Source organism: Stenotrophomonas sp. GD03680, from assembly GCF_029844625.1.
Lineage (GTDB): Bacteria > Pseudomonadota > Gammaproteobacteria > Xanthomonadales > Xanthomonadaceae > Stenotrophomonas > Stenotrophomonas maltophilia_P.
Window position 1 is genome coordinate 71720 of sequence record NZ_JAOCKC010000003.1, and the last position, 16897, is coordinate 88616.

Sequence of the window (16897 nt, forward strand, 5' to 3'; positions counted from 1 at the left end):
AAGGTCCACACCTACCGTAGGACCCGGCGCGACCTTCAATCCTGCGGCGCAGGCTCGTCCGGGCGTGCGGCTTCCGGGCTGACCCGCTCGATGGTGTGGCGCAGTTCGCGACCGAGGATGAACTTGGCGTCCTTGGCCCAGGCATCCAGGCGCTGGTCGAACAGCAGCTTGCTGTTCTCGTCGGGCCATACCAGGCGCAGTTCGCGCAGCTTCTGGATGAAGCTGCGGAACAGGGCCTTGTCGAAGAACTCCGGTGCCGCCGGCGCGTAGAGCAGGCTCAGGCGCTGTGCGGCCTGCTGGCACAGGCTTTCCAGTTCGGCGGCGCCGAGCGTGCCCGGCCCGTTCTTCACCAGCACCGAAATGGCGATGTAGTAGCGCTCGAAGGCCTGCTGCAGGGAGTGGCCGATCGCACGCAGGCGGAACACTTCGTCGGTCTGCCCGGTGTTGCGGGCAAGAATGCCGCCATCGTCCTCGTTGACGTTCTGCAGCAGTCCCTCACGCACGAACACGTCGATGGTCTGGTCGATGCGCTGGGCGAACTCGTCCTCGGTCCACGGCAGAAACAGCTCGGCCTGCAGGAACGGGTAGACGGTGCGGCCCAGCTGGACCAGGCCGGTGCGGCTCATGCGGCGGTTGTTCTGGAAACAGCACGCCACCCACGAGGAGGCGGTGAACAGGTGCAGCACGTTGTTGCGGAAGTAGCTCAGCAGCACCGCGGTGTCGCCGCTCACACTGAGCACGTCGCCCAGCGGGTGCTTGATGCGGGTGAGGACGTTGATCTCCTCGGCGTGGGCGATGATCCGCTCCGGCGAATGCGGAGTCACCGTCACCCGGTCCGAATACGGCATCTCGACCAGCAGGGTCTTGCACAGTTCGATCTGCGCGATCAGGTCCGCCTCGCCCATTGCATGCTTGGGCGTGGACAGCAGGGCCAATGCCAGCAGATTGATCGGGTTGACGTCCGCCGCACCATTGATGCGTTCCTGGATGCGCTCGGCCAGTGTATCGACAGTGGTCGACAGCCATGCCGGCTTCTCGTCTTCCGGCACCGCCTCACCCTTCCACTCCGGCGCCTTCTCGGCCAGCACGTCGTTCAGCGCGATCGGCTCGCCGAAGTTGACCACCACCTGCCCGTAGTTCTGCTTCAGCACCTTGGGGATGCCCCACAGCAGCTGCCAGATCGATTCCTTTTCCTTCGGTCGGCCGGAGAGTTCGTCCAGGTAGCTGCCGCCTTCCATCAGCTTCTCGTAGCCGATGTAGACAGGCTGGAACAGCACCGGCTTGCGCGGCTGGCGCAGGAAGGCACGCAGGGTCATCGAGATCATGCCGCCCTTGGGCTGCAGCAGGCGGCCGGTACGCGAACGGCCGCCCTCGACGAAGTACTCGATGGAATAGCCACCGGCCACCAGCTGCGCGACGTACTCGCTGAGCACCGCCGAGTACAGCGCGTTGCCGCGGATCGAGCGGCGGATGAAGAACGCGCCGCCCTTGCGCAGCAGCGTGCCGACCACCGGCAGGTTGAGGTTGATGCCAGCCACGATGTGTGGCGGCACGATGCCGCGGTCGTACAGCAGGTAGGACAGCAGCAGATAGTCCATGTGGCTGCGGTGGCTGGGCACGTACACCACTTCATGGCCCGGCGCGGCCGCCTTGAACTTGTCCAGATGGTGAACCAGCACACCGGCATAGATCCGGTTCCAGACATGGCTGAGCATGAAGCTGGCCGAGCGCACCACCGGGCTGGAATAGTCCGCAGCGATTTCCCAGGCGTAGGCATGCGCCTTCTTCCAGGCATCGGCCGGCTTGGAATTGTCGCGCTTGGCCTGCGCGGCGATCGCTTCGCGTACCGGCTCGGCGGCCAGTACCTGGTCCACCAGCAGGCGGCGGGTGGAAAGGTCCGGGCCGATCACCGATTCGCGGATACGGCGGAAATGGGTGCGCAGCACGCGTTGCAGCTTGCGCACCGTGCGCTCGGGCTCCAGGCCCTCGTTGACGGTGGAGCGCAGCGAAATCGGCGGAGCGAAGCGGACGATGGTGCTGCGGCCGTTGAGCAGGACCGCCAGCAGGCGGCGGAAACGGCCGACCAGCGCCCAGTTCTCCGAGAACAGTACGGCAAACCACCCGCTCTGCTTGTCCGGCGCGCGGCCGACGAAGATCGACACGGGCACCAGGTGCACGTCCAGATCCTCATGCACGCGATGCGCCTGCAGGACTTTGGCCAGCGAATCGGAATGGGTCTTGGCGCCACGCTGTTCCGGAATCAGCGAGTTGCTGGAACTGCGCCGCGACAGTGCCAGGTAGGCGCGTTTGCGACCGGTCGGGTCGCCGGCCAGCGGCACCAGCGGTGAAGGCAGGCCCGCCTGGCGGCACGCCTTGTCCAGGATCAGCGCATTGGACAGCCCGTAGTCTTCCAGCACGTACATCACCGGACGGCCATCGTTGTACTGGCCCGGATCCTCAGGTTCGATCTTCAGCGACAGCCACGGCTCGACCAGGCGGCCGAGCAGCCGTGCCCACAGCGGGCGGCGGCCAGGAGGACGGGCGTGCACGGGCGGCGGCACCGGATTCGGGCCGGTACTGGTCGAGGGGGACGCCAGCGCCGTTTCGGCGGGCGTCGACTGGGATTCTTCGCCGGGGAACGGCAGCGGGTTCTGTTTCGACATCGGCGCCATTATGGCTTAGGCGGCGGCATTGCCGCTTCTTCGCCTGCATCGGCGGGTTCGGCCGGGGCGGGCGCGGCTGCCGCACGGGCCGCGTCGGCCTGGCGCAGTATCGCGTCGGTATCGGCCAGAGTGCGGGTCAGGTACCAGTGACCTTCGCGCCGGCTCAGCGGCAGCTGCAGGGTCAGCTCGCGCCCGGCCAGGTCGTACTGCAGGCGGACCAGCGCGTTGTCGCCCTCCAGTGACAGCACTTCGCCGCGGATGCTGCGCAGGGCTTCGTCCACCCCCAGCCCGTAGCTGGCCAGCACGGCCTTGAGCGTGTGGATGAACGGCGCGAGCTGCTGCAGGCTGCCTTCCATCCCCGCGGCCTGCAGGCCGGCATCATCCTCGAAGCCGACCTGGGTGGCGGCGCCGACGAGCGCGGCGATGCTGCTGCGCGCCCGTGCGCGATCGCTGATCGGTGCGCCCTGCGCCCAGCCGGACAGGGCCTCCACCAGGGCGATGTAGTGGGCCTGCTGGCTGGGCGTGTATCCCTTCTGATGGCGCAGGTACTGCACCCCGAAGTTGCCCATCGACTGCGCGGCCTGGCGCACCGCGCCGGACTGCCCGGCCAGCTGGCGGTCGAAACTGCGCTGCAGTTCGGCACTGGCGCCGGGCCTGCGCAGGGCGGCCAGCATCGGCAGCAGCTGGTCACCCAGCGGCAGTTCGGTCAGCGGCCATTGGCTGTGTCCGTCCGCCCAGGCCTGCTGCAGCCGCTGGTACTGGCTGGGGGGCACCGACAGCTTCGCATAGCCGAGCAGATCGTCCTCGGCCAGACGCTGCGACATCGCCTGCACGGCGGCCACCGGTTCGGCTGCCGGTCGGGCCGGATCACTGCCTGGCTCGCGGCACGCGGCCACGGCCAGCAGCACCATGGCCGCCAGCCCCCACCCTCGTGCAGACTTCGTTCGCACTACCGTGCTCATGCCTTCGGACTCCCCGGACCGGTCCGCATCTTGCGGCCTGCAAGGTGACAGCGGCAAGCCGGGACGTCACGGTTTCCAGCCAAGGGGGTCAGATCCCCTCTGCTGCGGCAGAAGGGATCTGACCCCAGCGCCGCCACCGGGATAAAAAAAGAGCCCGGATCACGGGGATCACAGGCTCCTCAAGCCGGCTCGAGGCCGGAGGACAGTGTTGTGGCGCAGGTCCGGTCCGAAGACCGGATGGCGCGATCCTACGCCGCCGCACAACTTAAGGCAACACATGATGTAATGTTATTCAACTTATTGATTTTATTGAATCAATCGCGTTGCCACACGGATTCGATGAAATCCACGGCATGTTTTTCGGCGATTCGGGCATAAACCCCCGGGTAGCCAGCCAGGGCACAGCCTTCGCCCCAGCTGACGATGCCGAACTGGGTCCAGCCCTCCCGCAGGCGCAACAGCAGGGGCCCGCCCGAATCCCCCTGGCAGCTGTCGATGCCCTCGCGACCGGCACAGATCACCTTGCCGCGGGCCAGCTCGCCGGCGTATGCCTGCTGGCATTGCGTGAAGGGCACGAAGGGCGTCCGCACCGCCTGCAGCTCGGTCGGGTAGATCACGTCGTCATCGATGCCGGTGTCACCCCAGCCGATCACGGTGAAATCACGACCCGGCTTGAGATAGCTGGCGTCCGGACGCAGGCGCAGGGCAACCGGCTGCACGTCGGCCAGCGGCGCGCTGAGGTGGATCAGGGCCACGTCGTGCTCCAGGGTGTTGCCGCTGTTGAAGGCCGGGTGCACGTGGATCGCCCTGATGTTGGACGCTCGAGGCGATGGCGCGGTGGCCAGCGTGGTGCTGCCGGCCAGCACCGCCAGCCGCGCGGGCGAGTTGCCCTGTACGCAGTGCGCGGCGGTCAGGATCCAGGACGGCGAGATCACCGTGCCGCCGCAGACGTGGCGGTCGAAGTCACTGTCCCCCAGCTCCAGGCCCTGCAGGCTGACCATGAACGGATACTCGCCGGGCACGGCCGGGGCGCCGCCGATGATGTGGGGCGACCCGGTCGCCGGTGCTGCTGCGGTGGCAGGAAAGATGGCAGCGGCCAGCAGGCCACCGAACAGCAAAGAGGTGCTGCGATACATATCCTTGTACTCCCTCTATCGATGATTGGAACCGGCGAAGCCGCGGTCCACGCCGGTGCATCGATTGGAAGGGCGACCACCCCCGCGCACTGCGAGCGGGCTCACAGTTCATCGGTGTGGGGACGGTCGCGTCATTACGGGAGCCACAATTGCGAACGCCATCCCGCATGCAGCGCGATGGCGTTCATGATGTCACCGTGATCGCTGTTGGTGCGGGACTCAGCGTGCAGCCAAAGCCGACGCGATTTCCTGCTGGATCGACCGCGCCGCTGCCTGCGGATCGGCCGCCAGGCGGATCGGTCGACCGACCACGATGGCGTCGGCGCCATCGGCAAACGCCTGGGCGACGCCGACGGTACGCTTCTGGTCGTCGCCGACCGGACCCCCGGGGCGGATGCCCGGGCAGACGATCGAGAAGCCGGCACCGGTCGCGGCACGGATCGGCGCGGCTTCCTGGCCTGATGCGATCACTCCGTCGATACCGGCGGCCTGCGCGGCCAGCGCGCGCTCGACCACCACGTCCACCGGCTCGCGGTCGATCCCCATCTGCGCCAGGTCCGGACGCCCCATCGAGGTCAGCACGGTGACCGCCAGCAGGCGCATGTCGCCGGTGCTGGCCGCGGCGCAGGCTTCCATCATTGCCGGATGCCAGCCGTGGATGGTGGCGTAACTGACCGGCCACTGCGACAGCCGCCGGATCACCGCCGCCGCGGTAGCGGGGATGTCGAAGAACTTCAGATCGACGAACACGCGCTTGTCGCGGCGCGCCAGCTCATCCAGCACCTGGAAGTAGTCACCGGACGCCAGCAGTTCCATGCCGATCTTGTAGAAAGCCACGCTCTCGCCGAGGCGGTCGACCCACTCCAGTGCCTGTACGCGGTCAGGGACATCCAGCGCGAAGATCAGGCGCTCATCGTCGCGCAGCGGCAGCGGTGCGCGGCTCACGGCGCGTAGTCCAGGGCAGCGCGCTTGGCATCATGGCGTGCCTGGCGCGACTGGCTGTAGTCATTGTTGAACTGCGCCGGCTCGAAGCCGCCGTAGGTCGGGTTCGGCAGCATCCACCAGCGCTCGCCGAACCAGTCGTGGTATTGCTGCAGCAGTGCGTCACGCCCTTCATTGGTGTTGGCGGTCACTTCCACGAAGTCGCCCAGCTGGTCGCCGAACTGCATCAGCACGCGGTACTTCTGCCCGGCCAGGCGCCGGCGGCAGTTCTTCTCGCTGCCGGCCTGCTCGCAGCCTTCGACCACGGTGCCCAGGCCCAGGAACACGCTGTCATCGGCGACCGGCAGGCCCTGCTCGCGCAGGTTGGCCAGGGTCGCTTCCTTCAGGTGCACGGCGCGGTTGGAGATGTACAGAAGGGTCACGCCGCGGGCATTGGCCGCCTTGGCGAAATCGACTACGCCGGGAATCGCCTTGGCCTTCTTCTCCGCGACCCACTGGTCCCAGCTCAGCTCGTCGTATTCCTTGCCATCGCGCACCAGGCGCGCCTGGTAGGGCGAGTTGTCCAGCACGGTTTCGTCCACGTCCAGCACCACCGCGGGCTTCAGGCCCTTGGCTTCGTTGCCGCGCTCTTCCGGCACCAGCGCGTCCCAGTGGGCTTCCTTCAGCGCGCCGTCCAGGCGGTCGGCGGCGGCACGGTAGGTCTGCTCGGTGATCGCGCGGTACTCCTGCGCGCGCTGCATCCACAGCACCGCGTTGAGGTTGTCGTTGGCGGTCGCTTCGCCGGCCGCCCCGGTCTTGGCAGCCGGGGCCACCGGAGCGGCCGCGTCGGTGGCCGGGGTCTCGACGCGCTTGCAGGCGGACAGACCCAGCAGCGCCGTGGCGAGCAGGGTGAGGGACAGGGAAACAGGACGACGCATGGCATTCACCGGCAACAGATATCGGCTCATTTTACCGGCAAAGGCGCCATCGGGACGGCTATGCTTGGCGGTTGACCCGATGCCTTCCCGGAGGCCGCCATGACCGATGCCATCCAGACCCCCGACCGTCCCCTGCTCGATCCCGTGCAGGCCCGCCTGCTGGGCTGCCTGGTGGAGAAGGAGGCGACCACGCCGGACACCTACCCGCTGACGGTCAACGCCGCCCAGTCGGCCGCCAACCAGAAGACCGCGCGCGAGCCGGTGATGAACGTCGACGCCGGCAGTGTCCAGCACGCGCTGCGCCAGCTGGAGTCGATGGGCCTGGCGCGCCAGCACTTCTCCTCGCGTGCAGACCGCTACGAGCATCGCCTGCAGGCCGCGCTGGACCTGACCCGGCAGCAGACCGTGCTGCTGGCGATGCTGCTGCTGCGCGGGCCGCAGACACTGGGCGAGCTGGTCACGCGCAGCGAGCGCCTGTACCGCTTCGCCGACACCGACGAAGCCCGCCACGCCATCGAGCGCCTGCAGCAGCGCGCGCTGCTCATCGTGCTGCCGCGCGCCAGCGGCCAGCGCGAGGACCGCTATATGCACCTGCTGTGCGGCGAGGTGGACGCGGCGGCACTGGCGGCACGGTACGCAGGCGGTGCCGGTGGCAGCGAGCCGGCCGACCCGGGCCTGGCTGAACGGGTGGCCCAGCTGGAAGCGGCAGTGGCCGAACTGCAGGCGCAGCTGGCGGACCTGCGCGGCTGAGGCGGCCCGCCGGGCCTGGCCCAACGCTGTCGATGCGGTACAGGCGGACTAGCCGACCGGCGCCGCTCCCGGCGTGGCATACAGACGGCTGGGCGTGGCGATGCCCGGCAGCTGGATGACCCCCTGTTCGCACATGCCCAGGCCCAGCAGGATTTTCCCGGACACGACGTTGTCCAGGTCGGTGATGCCATAGAGGTCCTGCAAGCCAAGGGCGCCGCGCGCGTGGGTGAAGACCGCCCGCGCTGCTTCTCCTGCGTAGCCGTGCCCCGTGTACTCCGACAACAGTGCATAGCCGATGTCCGGTCCCGGCAGGCCGTCGCGCCGGACCAGCCCGGCATTGCCCAGCCAGGCGCCATCGGACAGACGCTCGATGGCATACATGCCGAACCCGTTCAACGCATAGCTGTGCAGCACGCGCAGGGCGATGTACTCGCGGGCCTGCGCTTCGCTGTGCACGTTGCGGTCACCAATGAAGCGCACGAAACCAGGATCGTTGAGCAGCGCCAGCATCGGCGCCGCATCACGATCTGGCTCGATGCGGCGGAGCCGCAGGCGTTCGCTTTCGATGGGATGCATGCGCAGACCTGTGGGTGGAGAGGCCCGATTGTAGGGCGATGTGCTGGGGTCAGAGCCCTTCCCTGCGGGAAGGGATCCGACCCCGGTCAGTCGAACAGGGCCTCGATCGCCGCCAGTCCCGCCGTTGCCCGCTCCTTCTTGCGCGCGGCATCGGCCACCGGATCGGCGCCGTCGCGCTGGATCTCCTCGGCCGGGATCTCGTCGAAGAAGCGGCTGGGCTTGAGCCGCACATGCTCGCCGAACTTGCGGGTGAGCTTGCTGTAGCTCATCCACAGCTGGATCTTGGCGCGGGTGATACCCACGTACAGCAGCCGCCGCTCCTCCTGCAGGTTGCCTTCGTCGAGGCTGACCTGATGCGGCAGCACGCCGTCCTCGCAGCCGACGATGAAGACATACGGGAACTCCAGGCCCTTGGAGGCATGCAGGGTCATCATCCGCACCTGGTTGCCGCCCTCATCCTTGTCGCTGCGCGACAACAGTGCCAGCTGGCCGGCCAGATCGGCGGCGGTGGCACCGCGCGGACCGCCTTCAAACCACTGCGCAAGTTCCTCGATGTTGTTGGCGCGGCGCTGGTAGCTGGCCTCTTCCTTGGCCTGCTGGCGCAGCTCGCTGAGCAGGCCCGATTCCTTGGCGACCTTGCGGATCATGTCACCGGAGCTGACCTGCCGCATCTGTGCGCGCAGGTCGCGCAGGATGTCGGTGAAACGCGCCAGGCTGTTGGCAGCGCGCGGCGGCAGCTGCGACAGCGCGCCGATCGCCTCGGCCGCCTGGGCCATCGGCATGTCTTTTTCCGATGCCAGTTCGGCCAGCCTGGCCAGCGTTCCGGCACCCACGTCGCGCTTGGGCGCCTGCACGGCACGCATGAATGCGGTGTCGTCGTCCGGGTTCACCAGCAGCCGCAGCCAGGCCAGCGTGTCCTTCACTTCCTGGCGCTCCAGGAACATGGTGCCGCCGGTCAGGTGATAGGGAATACGCAGCAGCTGCATCGCCTTCTCCAGCGGCCGCGACTGGAAGTTGCCGCGGAACAGGATGCAGAAGTCACTCCACGGCACGTTGCGCGACTGCGCCACGAAGGCGATCTCGGCGGCCACCTTCTCTGCCTCGTGCTCGCTGTTGCGGCATTCCCATACGCGGATGCGCTCACCGTCGGCCTGATCGCTCCACAGCTTCTTCAGGTGCTCGTGCGGGTTGTTGGCGATCAACGCATTGGCCGCGCGCAGCACGCGGTTGGAGCAGCGGTAGTTCTGCTCCAGCTTGATGATCTCCAGCGTGGGGTAGTCGCGCCCCATCTGCTGCAGGTTCTCGGGGTTGGCGCCACGCCAGGCGTAGATGGACTGGTCATCGTCACCCACGCAGGTGAAGTTGCCCTTGTCCCCGGCCAGCTGCTTGAGCAGGCGGTACTGCGCGTCGTTGGTGTCCTGGCATTCGTCCACCAGCAGGTAGCCGATGCGTTCGCGCCAGGCCAGGGCGATCTCCGGGTTCTCCTCCAGGATCTGCACCGGCAGGCGGATCAGGTCGTCGAAGTCGACCGCGTTGAAAGCGGTCAGGCGCAGCTGGTAGCGCTCGTAGACGCTGGCTGCTTCCTTCTCGCGGTTGCTGCGCGCGGCAGCCATCGCCTGCTCGGGCGAGAGACCGGCATTCTTCGCCCGCGACACCAGGTTCTTCATGTCCTCGATATCGTCGGGCTTGGCGCCATGCATCAGGTCCTTGATCTGCGCGGCGGCGTCGTCGGCATCGAAGATCGAGAAGCCGCGCTTCAGGCCCACCGCCGCATGCTCGATCTGCAGGAACTTCAGGCCCAGGGCGTGGAAGGTGCAGATGGTCACCTCGTCGGCGTCCTGCTCGCGCAGACGCTTGGCCACACGTTCGCGCATCTCCTTGGCCGACTTGTTGGTGAAGGTGATCGCGGCGATGCGGCGGGCCGGGTAGCGGCCGCAGCCGATCAGGTGGGCGATCTTCTCCACGATCACGCGCGTCTTGCCGCTGCCGGCACCGGCCAGCACCAGCAACGGGCCTTCGATGTGCAGGACGGCGGCGGCTTGGGGAGGATTGAGACCGTGCATGATGGGCGGATTGTACCGGGCGGCCGGGCACCACCACAGAGTCGCCATCGCCCGGCCCGGCTTGCGATGGGCGCCGTCCGGTGCTATCAGTGGGCAGACGCATCAATGGAGTGATGTCATGAACACGCACACGCGCTTGTTCTGCCTGGTCATACTCGCGATGGCTGCGCCAGGCTTGGCGGTGGCCGCCGCGCCGGCGCTGGAGTGCAGGTTGCAACCGGCCAAGCCCATTCCCCGCGATGTACTCACCAACGGCTTCTTTGAGGCCCATCCTGACCTGCGATGGCGGGGTCATGCCCTGGGGCTGTATCGCGAGGGCAAGTACGCGCAGGCGCTGCGCAGCTTCCGCACTGCCGCGCTGTATGCCGACAAGTTCTCGCAGTCGATGGTGGCACGGATGTACTGGCAGGGCGTCGGGACCGCCGTCGACCGGCCGTTGGCCTATGTCTGGATGGATCTGGCCGCCGAGCGGATGTACCACGATTTCCTGCGCCAGCGCGAACTCTACTGGGAGCAGCTGGACGAGACCGAACGCGCACAGGCCGTGCACCGGGGCCAGGCCGTGTATGCACGCTTCGGCGATGCCCAGGCCAAGCCGCGCATGGAGAGGAAGCTGCGCCAGGGCCTTGGCCAGATCACCGGCTCGCGTACGGGCCATATCTCGCCCGGGCTGATGGTGGCGTCGCGTTCGGGGCCCGACGCTATGCCCGGCCTGGTTACCCCTCAGGTGCCGGCGCAGCTGGTCTACGACAAGGCCTGGTGGGATCCCCAGCGGTACTGGTGCAACCAGGATGCGTTCTGGGCCCGCCCACTGGATGCCTCCGTCGAAGTGGGCGAACTGGAGCAGCTGCCGAACGTGCCACCGGCAGCGAAGTAGCCTGCGGCCGGCTGCGCAGCGGATGCGTACAATTGGCCGATGGCCAAGCTCTACTTCTACTACTCGGCGATGAACGCCGGCAAGACCACCACCCTGCTGCAGAGCGCGCACAATTACCGCGAGCGCGGCATGCGGGTGGCGATCCTGACCCCGCGCCTGGATGATCGCGCGGGCGCAGGCGTAGTGGCCTCGCGCATCGGGCTGCGCGCCGAAGGCATGGCGTTCGACCGCGACACCGACCTGCAGCGCTGGGCCGAACAGGACCTGGCATCGAACGGGCCGATGGGCTGCCTGCTGGTGGACGAAGCACAGTTCCTGACCCGCGCGCAGGTCTGGCAGCTCAGCGAAGTGGTCGACCAGCTGCGCATCCCGGTGCTGTGCTACGGGTTGCGCACCGATTTCCGCGGTGAACTGTTCGAAGGCAGCCAGTACCTGCTGGCATGGGCCGACGAGATGCAGGAGATCAAGACCATCTGCCACAGCGGCAAGAAGGCGATCATGACCGTCCGCGTGGATGAGCATGGGCATGCCGTGCAGGACGGCCCGCAGGTGGAGATCGGCGGCAACGACCGCTATGTGTCGGTGAGCCGGGCCGAGTTCAAGAAGATCACCCGCGGTGAAGGCCGCATCGAGCCGATGCAGGCACCCTTGCCGCTGTAGGCGGTGTTTGGCAGGGCTGCGCTCACCTGCGGAAGCTTCAAGCAACGTCAACGTCGAGTGAAACTGTGGGGTCAGATCCGTTTTCCTTCGGGAAAACGGATCTGACCCCATCGGCATGTCCAACTCATCCCGGGAAATTGCCTATCCACAGGGAGCCAGCTTCTGATGTTGCTCCGGCGTCTGCGGATGGGGGGCTGCAAGCCCTGCAAACCGACACCCACTCAGTACAGCGTCCGCTCCGGTGCACCGGCCGGCGGCGGGGTGTACTGGTACAGCCAGGTTTCGGTCAGCGGCTTGCCACCGCTGCGCAGGTACAGGCGGATGTCGATCTGTTCGGTGCTGCCCTCCGGCGGCACCAGGTCGAACATCGCGCGGTAACCGTCGATCTCGCGCAGCGGACGCGCCGATACGATCTCGACACGCCCCCGGCTGGTTTCCACCACTGCCTCGACCTCGGCCTTGTCGATCAGCTTTGCCAGTTCGCCGCCTTCGAAGTCCACGGCGAAGCGCCACGAGAAGTACTCGCGTTTCTTGCCGACCACACCACCCAGCCCCGTGCGGCTGGCCACGCAATGCGCCAGCGGTGGCCGTGCCGGCGGCTCGGCGCCCCAGTACAGGCGGTAGCCGACCAGCAGCTCCTGTCCCGGCTGCGGCTTCTCCTTCGGATTCCAGAAGGCGACGATGTTGTCGAAGGTCTCATCGACCGTGGGGATCTCCACCAGCTGCACCGAGCCCTCGCCCCATTCGCCCTTCGGCTCGATCCACAGGCAGGGGCGCTTCTCATAGAAGACGCCGTCGTCCTGGTAGTGATCGAAGTTGCGGTCGCGCTGCAGAAGGCCGAAGCCACGCGGATTGCGGTCGACGAACATGTTGAAGCGCAGGTTGCGCGGGTTGCACAGCGGCCGCCAGATCCACTCACCGGCCCCGGTCCACATCGACAGGCCATCGGTATCGTGGATCTCCGGGCGCCAGTCCCAGTCCATGCGGCGGTCGTTCTCACCCACCTGGTACATGCTGGTGCACGGCGCGATGCCCAGGCGCTGGATCGCCTTGCGCGGATAGAGCGCACTGTCGATGTCCATCAGCAGCACATCGCCGTTGGTGATGGCGAAGCGGTAGGCGCCGGCTACGCTGGGCGAGTCCAGCAACGCATAGACGATGATGGTGTCCGAATCGGCGGCAGGCTGCTCGAGGTAATAGGCGATGAAGTCGGGAAACTCCTCCGGCCTGCCCATGCCGGTATCGATCGCCAGGCCGCGTGCGGACTGCCCGTACTGGCCTTCCTTGCCGACCGCGCGGAAGTAGCTGGCGCCAAGGAACGCGGCGAAATCGCGGTCGGTATCCTTGCGGGTGTTCAGGCGGAACCCGGCGAAGCCCAGGTCCGCCGGCAGTTCGCCGTTGCGGATCCCGCTCTTGCCGTAGTTGAACGCTGCACCGTCATACGCCAGTTCCTGCGCCTGGCCGTCGACCACGTCGAACATGCGCACCGGCGAATGGAAGTACAGGCCCAGGTGGAAGAACTTGGCCTGGAACTTGCCCGGCTGGTCGGCCCACAGCGCGTGGTCCTGGCGATAGCTGATGGACTGGTACTGGTCCCAGTCCAGCGCTTCAAGCCGGCCCGGCAGCACCCGCTTGTGGCTCTGGTAGGGGGCCTGTGCCAGTGCGCGTGCCTGCCCCTTCAGGGTGGCGAAGCTGAACGGCTGCGGCTGGCCGAGGCGGCGCAGGCCGACCTGGCCGTTCCTGCTGGCGGCGCAGGCGGGCAGGGACGGCAGGCCGAAGGCTGCCAGGGCCAGGGAGGCGTTGCGGATGAAGTCGCGTCGTTGCATGCAGGCGCGTCAGGCACAGGGAAGGGTCGGCCATCATAGGCAGACAAACGTTAACGGGCAGCGGAGAGCGCAACCTCCCATTCAGCTGCCGCTGGCTGGACCGCCTCAGCGCTGGCAGTGGCTGCACCACACGCTGGCACGCTGGCCGATCATGGCGTGCTTGAGCAGGCGTCCGCAGGTCGGACAGGGCAGCCCGTCGCGGCCATAGACCAGCAGTTCCTGCTCGAAGTAGCCGGGTGCGCCATCGGGGCTGATGAAATCACGCAGTGTGGTGCCACCGCGGGTGATCGCGTAGCCCAGCGTTTCCTTCACCGCGGTGGCCAGCCGCTGGTAGCGCTCGCGTGAGACCTTGCCGGCCTCGCGCAGCGGGCTGATGCCGGCCTTGAACAGGCTCTCGGCGGCGTAGATGTTACCGACGCCCACGACCACCGCCTGGTCCATGAGGAAGGTCTTGACCGGGGCGCTGCGGCCGCGGCTGCGGGCGAACAGGTAATCGCCATGGAAGGCCTCGTCCAGCGGTTCAGGCCCCAGCCCCTGCAGCAGCGGATGGACCTGCCCGGCCGGTTGCCAGAGCAGGCTGCCGAAGCGGCGCGGATCGTTGAAGCGCAGCAGGCGCCCGTTGTCCAGGCTGATATCCACGTGGTCATGTGGCCGCAGTGGGGTATCTCCGGGCAGTACACGCAGGCTGCCGGACATGCCCAGATGCAGTACGGCGCTGCCGATGGCCGTGTCCAGCAGCAGGTACTTCGCGCGCCGACGGATGCCTTCGATGCGCTGTCCCGGCAGCAGCTGCGCAATCTCCGGCGGAATCGGCCAGCGCAGGTCGGCGCGGCGCAGGATCACGCCGTGGACGCGGCGGTCCTGCAGATGCGGGGCCAGGCCGCGGCGGGTGGTTTCGACTTCGGGCAGTTCAGGCATGCCCCGATTCTACGCCCGCTCAACGCGGGGGCGCGGACAGCTCACGAGCGTCGAGAAACCCGTCACCGTTGGCATCCTGCTTGTGGAAGCGTTGCACGATGACCTGCCGCTGCTGCTCGCGGGTGATCGCCCTGCCCTTGCCACCGGGCAGTTCATCGGCAGTCAGCACGCCATCGCCATTGCGGTCCATGCGGTCGAAGGCATACAGCATCCACTGCACGTACTCGGTCTCGCTGACCCGGCCGTCGCCGTCGCTGTCCATCTTCTGCAGGTAGCTGCGGGTGTCACTGACCTGGGCCGGGGCGGCGGCCGGCAGCAGCGCGGCCAGCAGCAGCGCCCCTGCCCTCATGCGCCCACCAGCGTGTAGCCCTTCAGCCGTTCGGCATAGGCCTGCAGCGCCGCGATTCCGCTCCCCTCGGCCTCGCGGCACCACGCCTGCAGGTGTCGCAGGCGCTCGGCGGCATCGTGCCCGCGCGCCTCCAGCAGCGCAGCCAGCCGCGCGCGGTATTCGACCAGCACACGGATGCGCGGGCGTTGCGCCACCCATTCGCTGAGCTGGGCACGGTTGTCCGGCTTCAGCCAGCGCCCATCGTTGACCAGGCCACGGCGCAGCCGCCGCGGCAGCAGCCGACGCAGCTTGGCGCCCGCCTGGGCGGCCTCCTCGCGCAGGGCCGGCATGAAGACGTTGCGCTGGTAATCGGTCATCGCCTGGAAGCGATGCGAAAGCAGTGCCTTCAGGGTTTCGGCGTCGGGCACGGCGATGTTCGGGCGCACATCCATCGCCGGTGCGACGCGCAGCACCCTGGCCAGGCGCAGGGCCTGCAGCAGGCGGATCGCGCACCAGCCGATGTCGACTTCCCAGCGCCGCATGGCAAAGCGTGCCGAACTGGGGAAGGCATGGTGGTTGTTGTGCAGTTCCTCGCCACCGATCCAGACGCCCCACGGTGTCAGGTTGGTGGAGGTGTCGGCCGATTCGTAGTTGCGGTAACCCCACCAGTGCCCCAGGCCATTGACCACGCCGGCCGCCCAGAACGGAATCCACGCCATCTGGATCGCCCACAGCGCCACGCCCGGCAGGCCGAACAGTACGCTGTTGATGGCCAGCAGCAGCACCGGGCCGAGGGTGGCATGCGGGGTATACAGGTGGCGCTCGATGGCATCGTCGGGCGTGCCGCGTCCGTACTGCTCGATATCCGCGCGCATGCCGCGTGCTTCCCGATACAGCTCCACTCCCCGCCAGAACACCGTGCCGATGCCGCGCGTGACCGGGCTGTGCGGGTCGTCCTCGGTCTCCACCTTGGCGTGGTGCTTGCGATGGATGGCCACCCACTCGCGGGTGATCATCGAGGTGGTCAGCCACAGCCAGAAGCGGAACACGTGGGCCAGTGCCGGATGGAAATCGACGCCGCGATGGGCCTGGCTGCGATGCAGGTAGAGCGTCACCGAGAAGATGGTGATCTGGGTGAAGACCAGCAGCACCGCCAGCATGGCCCACCCTCCCAGGCCGAGCACGCCACCGGTCAACAGGGATATCAGGGCATCGGACATGGAGGCTCTCCGGATCGCACGGGGATGGCAGACATCATGGCCGCTTGCGTTGCAAACTGCACCTCTGACCGCGGTGCGCCAGCACCGCTTCCGTGGCACCGTTCACAGTTGGGGACCTGAGTTGTCGAGCCTGGATCCGCGCGCCCGCGCCGTTGTCGCCGTCCCGTCCGCCGGGGAGCGGCCGCCGTTGATCGAACTGGACCGCGCCAGCGTGATGCGCGGCCAGGTGAAGGTCCTGCATGGGCTGAGCCTGCGCATCGCGCAGGGCCAGCACACCGCCCTGCTCGGCCCGAATGGCTGCGGCAAATCGACCTTCATCAAGCTGATCACCCGCGAGCTCTACCCGCTGGCGCAGGGCGACGGCGCGGTCGCGGTGAAGGTACTGGGCCAGAACCGCTGGCAGGTGGACCGGCTGCGCTCGCAGCTGGGCATCGTCACCGGTGACCTCAGCAGCACGCTGTCCGAGATGCCGGGGCTGACCGTCGAGCAGGCCGTGCTGTCCGGTTTCTTCGCCAGCTGCGTGGTGCCGGCTTTTCGCGAGGTGACCGCCGAGATGCGTGCCCGCGCCGGCGAGACACTGGCGATGACCGGTGCGCTGGCCCTGCGCGAGCGCGCCTATGCAGAGCTCTCTGCCGGCGAGACGCGCCGGGTGCTGATCGCGCGCGCGTTGGTGAACCGGCCGCAGGCGCTGCTGCTGGACGAACCCTCCACCGGCCTGGATCTCGTCGCCCGCCAGCAGCTGATCGCGACCATGCGGGCACTGGCGCAGCAGGGCATCACCCTGGTGCTGGTGACCCATCACATTGAAGAGGTCATTCCCGAGATCGAGCGGGTGGTGCTGCTGCGCGACGGCCGCGTGCTGGCCGACGGCAGTCGGGCCACGCTGCTGTGCGACGAGCCTCTGTCGGCGGTGTTCGGCGGGCCGATCCGGGTGGTCGAACAGGACGGCCGGCTGACGGCGTACGCGGGGTGAGCAGTACGCCTGCGCAGTGCCGGCGTCGGCGTGGCGCTGCAGGCGGCGCAGGGTAGCGGGCCGGCATTCCGGCCCGCCACGTCATG

General features: G+C 67.7%; 15 protein-coding genes. 4 read left to right on the forward strand and 11 right to left on the reverse strand.

Annotation, left to right across the window (positions count from 1 at the left end):
- Window positions 1–35 precede the first annotated feature (35 nt).
- The 5 genes from plsB to N5J29_RS04670 all read right to left on the reverse strand — a co-directional run bounded on the left by plsB (window position 36) and on the right by N5J29_RS04670 (window position 6629).
- The gene (plsB, locus tag N5J29_RS04650) at window positions 36–2672 is read right to left on the reverse strand and encodes a glycerol-3-phosphate 1-O-acyltransferase PlsB (protein ID WP_065174083.1); all 2637 of its coding nucleotides are present in this window, start codon (window positions 2670–2672) and stop codon (window positions 36–38) included.
- Complete coding sequence (locus N5J29_RS04655) at window positions 2672–3625, reverse strand: hypothetical protein (RefSeq protein WP_164151484.1); 954 nt, start codon at window positions 3623–3625, stop codon at window positions 2672–2674. The genes plsB and N5J29_RS04655 overlap by 1 nt, the downstream gene beginning before the upstream one ends.
- A gap of 314 nt (window positions 3626–3939) precedes the next feature.
- Entirely contained in the window at window positions 3940–4761 is an 822-nt protein-coding gene (locus N5J29_RS04660; RefSeq protein ID WP_065182122.1) for a serine protease, read from the reverse strand.
- A gap of 219 nt (window positions 4762–4980) precedes the next feature.
- Window positions 4981–5706 carry an orotidine-5'-phosphate decarboxylase gene (gene pyrF / locus N5J29_RS04665; protein ID WP_053516059.1) on the reverse strand — a complete coding sequence of 242 codons (726 nt, stop codon included), beginning with the start codon at window positions 5704–5706 and terminating at the stop codon, window positions 4981–4983.
- Window positions 5703–6629 (reverse strand): 5'-nucleotidase, lipoprotein e(P4) family, encoded by a 927-nt coding sequence (locus N5J29_RS04670; protein ID WP_204313625.1) that lies wholly within the window; start codon window positions 6627–6629, stop codon window positions 5703–5705. The genes pyrF and N5J29_RS04670 overlap by 4 nt, the downstream gene beginning before the upstream one ends.
- A 90-nt stretch (window positions 6630–6719) precedes the next feature.
- On the opposite strand from N5J29_RS04670, the gene N5J29_RS04675 reads away from it, so the two are divergent.
- Window positions 6720–7370 carry a YceH family protein gene (locus tag N5J29_RS04675; protein WP_053516057.1) on the forward strand — a complete coding sequence of 217 codons (651 nt, stop codon included), beginning with the start codon at window positions 6720–6722 and terminating at the stop codon, window positions 7368–7370.
- Window positions 7371–7418: 48 nt separating this feature from the next.
- Here N5J29_RS04675 and N5J29_RS04680 read toward each other — a convergent pair whose 3' ends face one another.
- Together N5J29_RS04680 and N5J29_RS04685 are read right to left on the reverse strand one after the other, a co-directional pair.
- On the reverse strand, window positions 7419–7946 hold the full coding sequence (locus N5J29_RS04680) for a GNAT family N-acetyltransferase (RefSeq protein WP_053516055.1): 528 nt from the start codon (window positions 7944–7946) through the stop codon (window positions 7419–7421).
- 86 nt (window positions 7947–8032) lie between these two features.
- Window positions 8033–10009 carry a UvrD-helicase domain-containing protein gene (locus N5J29_RS04685; protein WP_053516100.1) on the reverse strand — a complete coding sequence of 659 codons (1977 nt, stop codon included), beginning with the start codon at window positions 10007–10009 and terminating at the stop codon, window positions 8033–8035.
- Between the two features lie 118 nt (window positions 10010–10127).
- Here N5J29_RS04685 and N5J29_RS04690 point away from each other — a divergent pair, with 118 nt between their 5' ends.
- Both N5J29_RS04690 and N5J29_RS04695 read left to right on the forward strand, forming a co-directional pair.
- Window positions 10128–10886, forward strand: a complete 759-nt coding sequence (locus N5J29_RS04690) for a sel1 repeat family protein (RefSeq protein ID WP_239519777.1) — start codon at window positions 10128–10130, stop codon at window positions 10884–10886.
- A gap of 39 nt (window positions 10887–10925) precedes the next feature.
- Complete coding sequence (locus N5J29_RS04695) at window positions 10926–11546, forward strand: thymidine kinase (RefSeq protein ID WP_053516051.1); 621 nt, start codon at window positions 10926–10928, stop codon at window positions 11544–11546.
- A gap of 221 nt (window positions 11547–11767) precedes the next feature.
- Here the strand turns inward: N5J29_RS04695 and N5J29_RS04700 are convergent, their stop codons facing one another.
- The 4 genes from N5J29_RS04700 to N5J29_RS04715 all read right to left on the reverse strand — a co-directional run bounded on the left by N5J29_RS04700 (window position 11768) and on the right by N5J29_RS04715 (window position 15838).
- Window positions 11768–13372, reverse strand: coding sequence for a glucan biosynthesis protein D (locus N5J29_RS04700; protein ID WP_164151485.1), 1605 nt, complete (start codon window positions 13370–13372; stop codon window positions 11768–11770).
- 105 nt (window positions 13373–13477) lie between these two features.
- Window positions 13478–14290, reverse strand: coding sequence for a bifunctional DNA-formamidopyrimidine glycosylase/DNA-(apurinic or apyrimidinic site) lyase (gene mutM / locus N5J29_RS04705; protein WP_065174093.1), 813 nt, complete (start codon window positions 14288–14290; stop codon window positions 13478–13480).
- Between the two features lie 19 nt (window positions 14291–14309).
- Window positions 14310–14639: an EF-hand domain-containing protein gene (locus N5J29_RS04710; RefSeq protein WP_065182118.1), complete on the reverse strand. Its 330-nt coding sequence runs from the start codon at window positions 14637–14639 to the stop codon at window positions 14310–14312.
- Complete coding sequence (locus N5J29_RS04715) at window positions 14636–15838, reverse strand: fatty acid desaturase (protein WP_053516042.1); 1203 nt, start codon at window positions 15836–15838, stop codon at window positions 14636–14638. The genes N5J29_RS04710 and N5J29_RS04715 overlap by 4 nt, the downstream gene beginning before the upstream one ends.
- A 130-nt stretch (window positions 15839–15968) precedes the next feature.
- Between N5J29_RS04715 and N5J29_RS04720 the strand changes: the two genes are divergently transcribed.
- A complete protein-coding gene (locus N5J29_RS04720) occupies window positions 15969–16811 on the forward strand; it encodes an ATP-binding cassette domain-containing protein (RefSeq protein ID WP_315973559.1) in 843 nt (280 codons plus the stop codon).
- The last annotated feature ends 86 nt before the right edge of the window (window positions 16812–16897 follow it).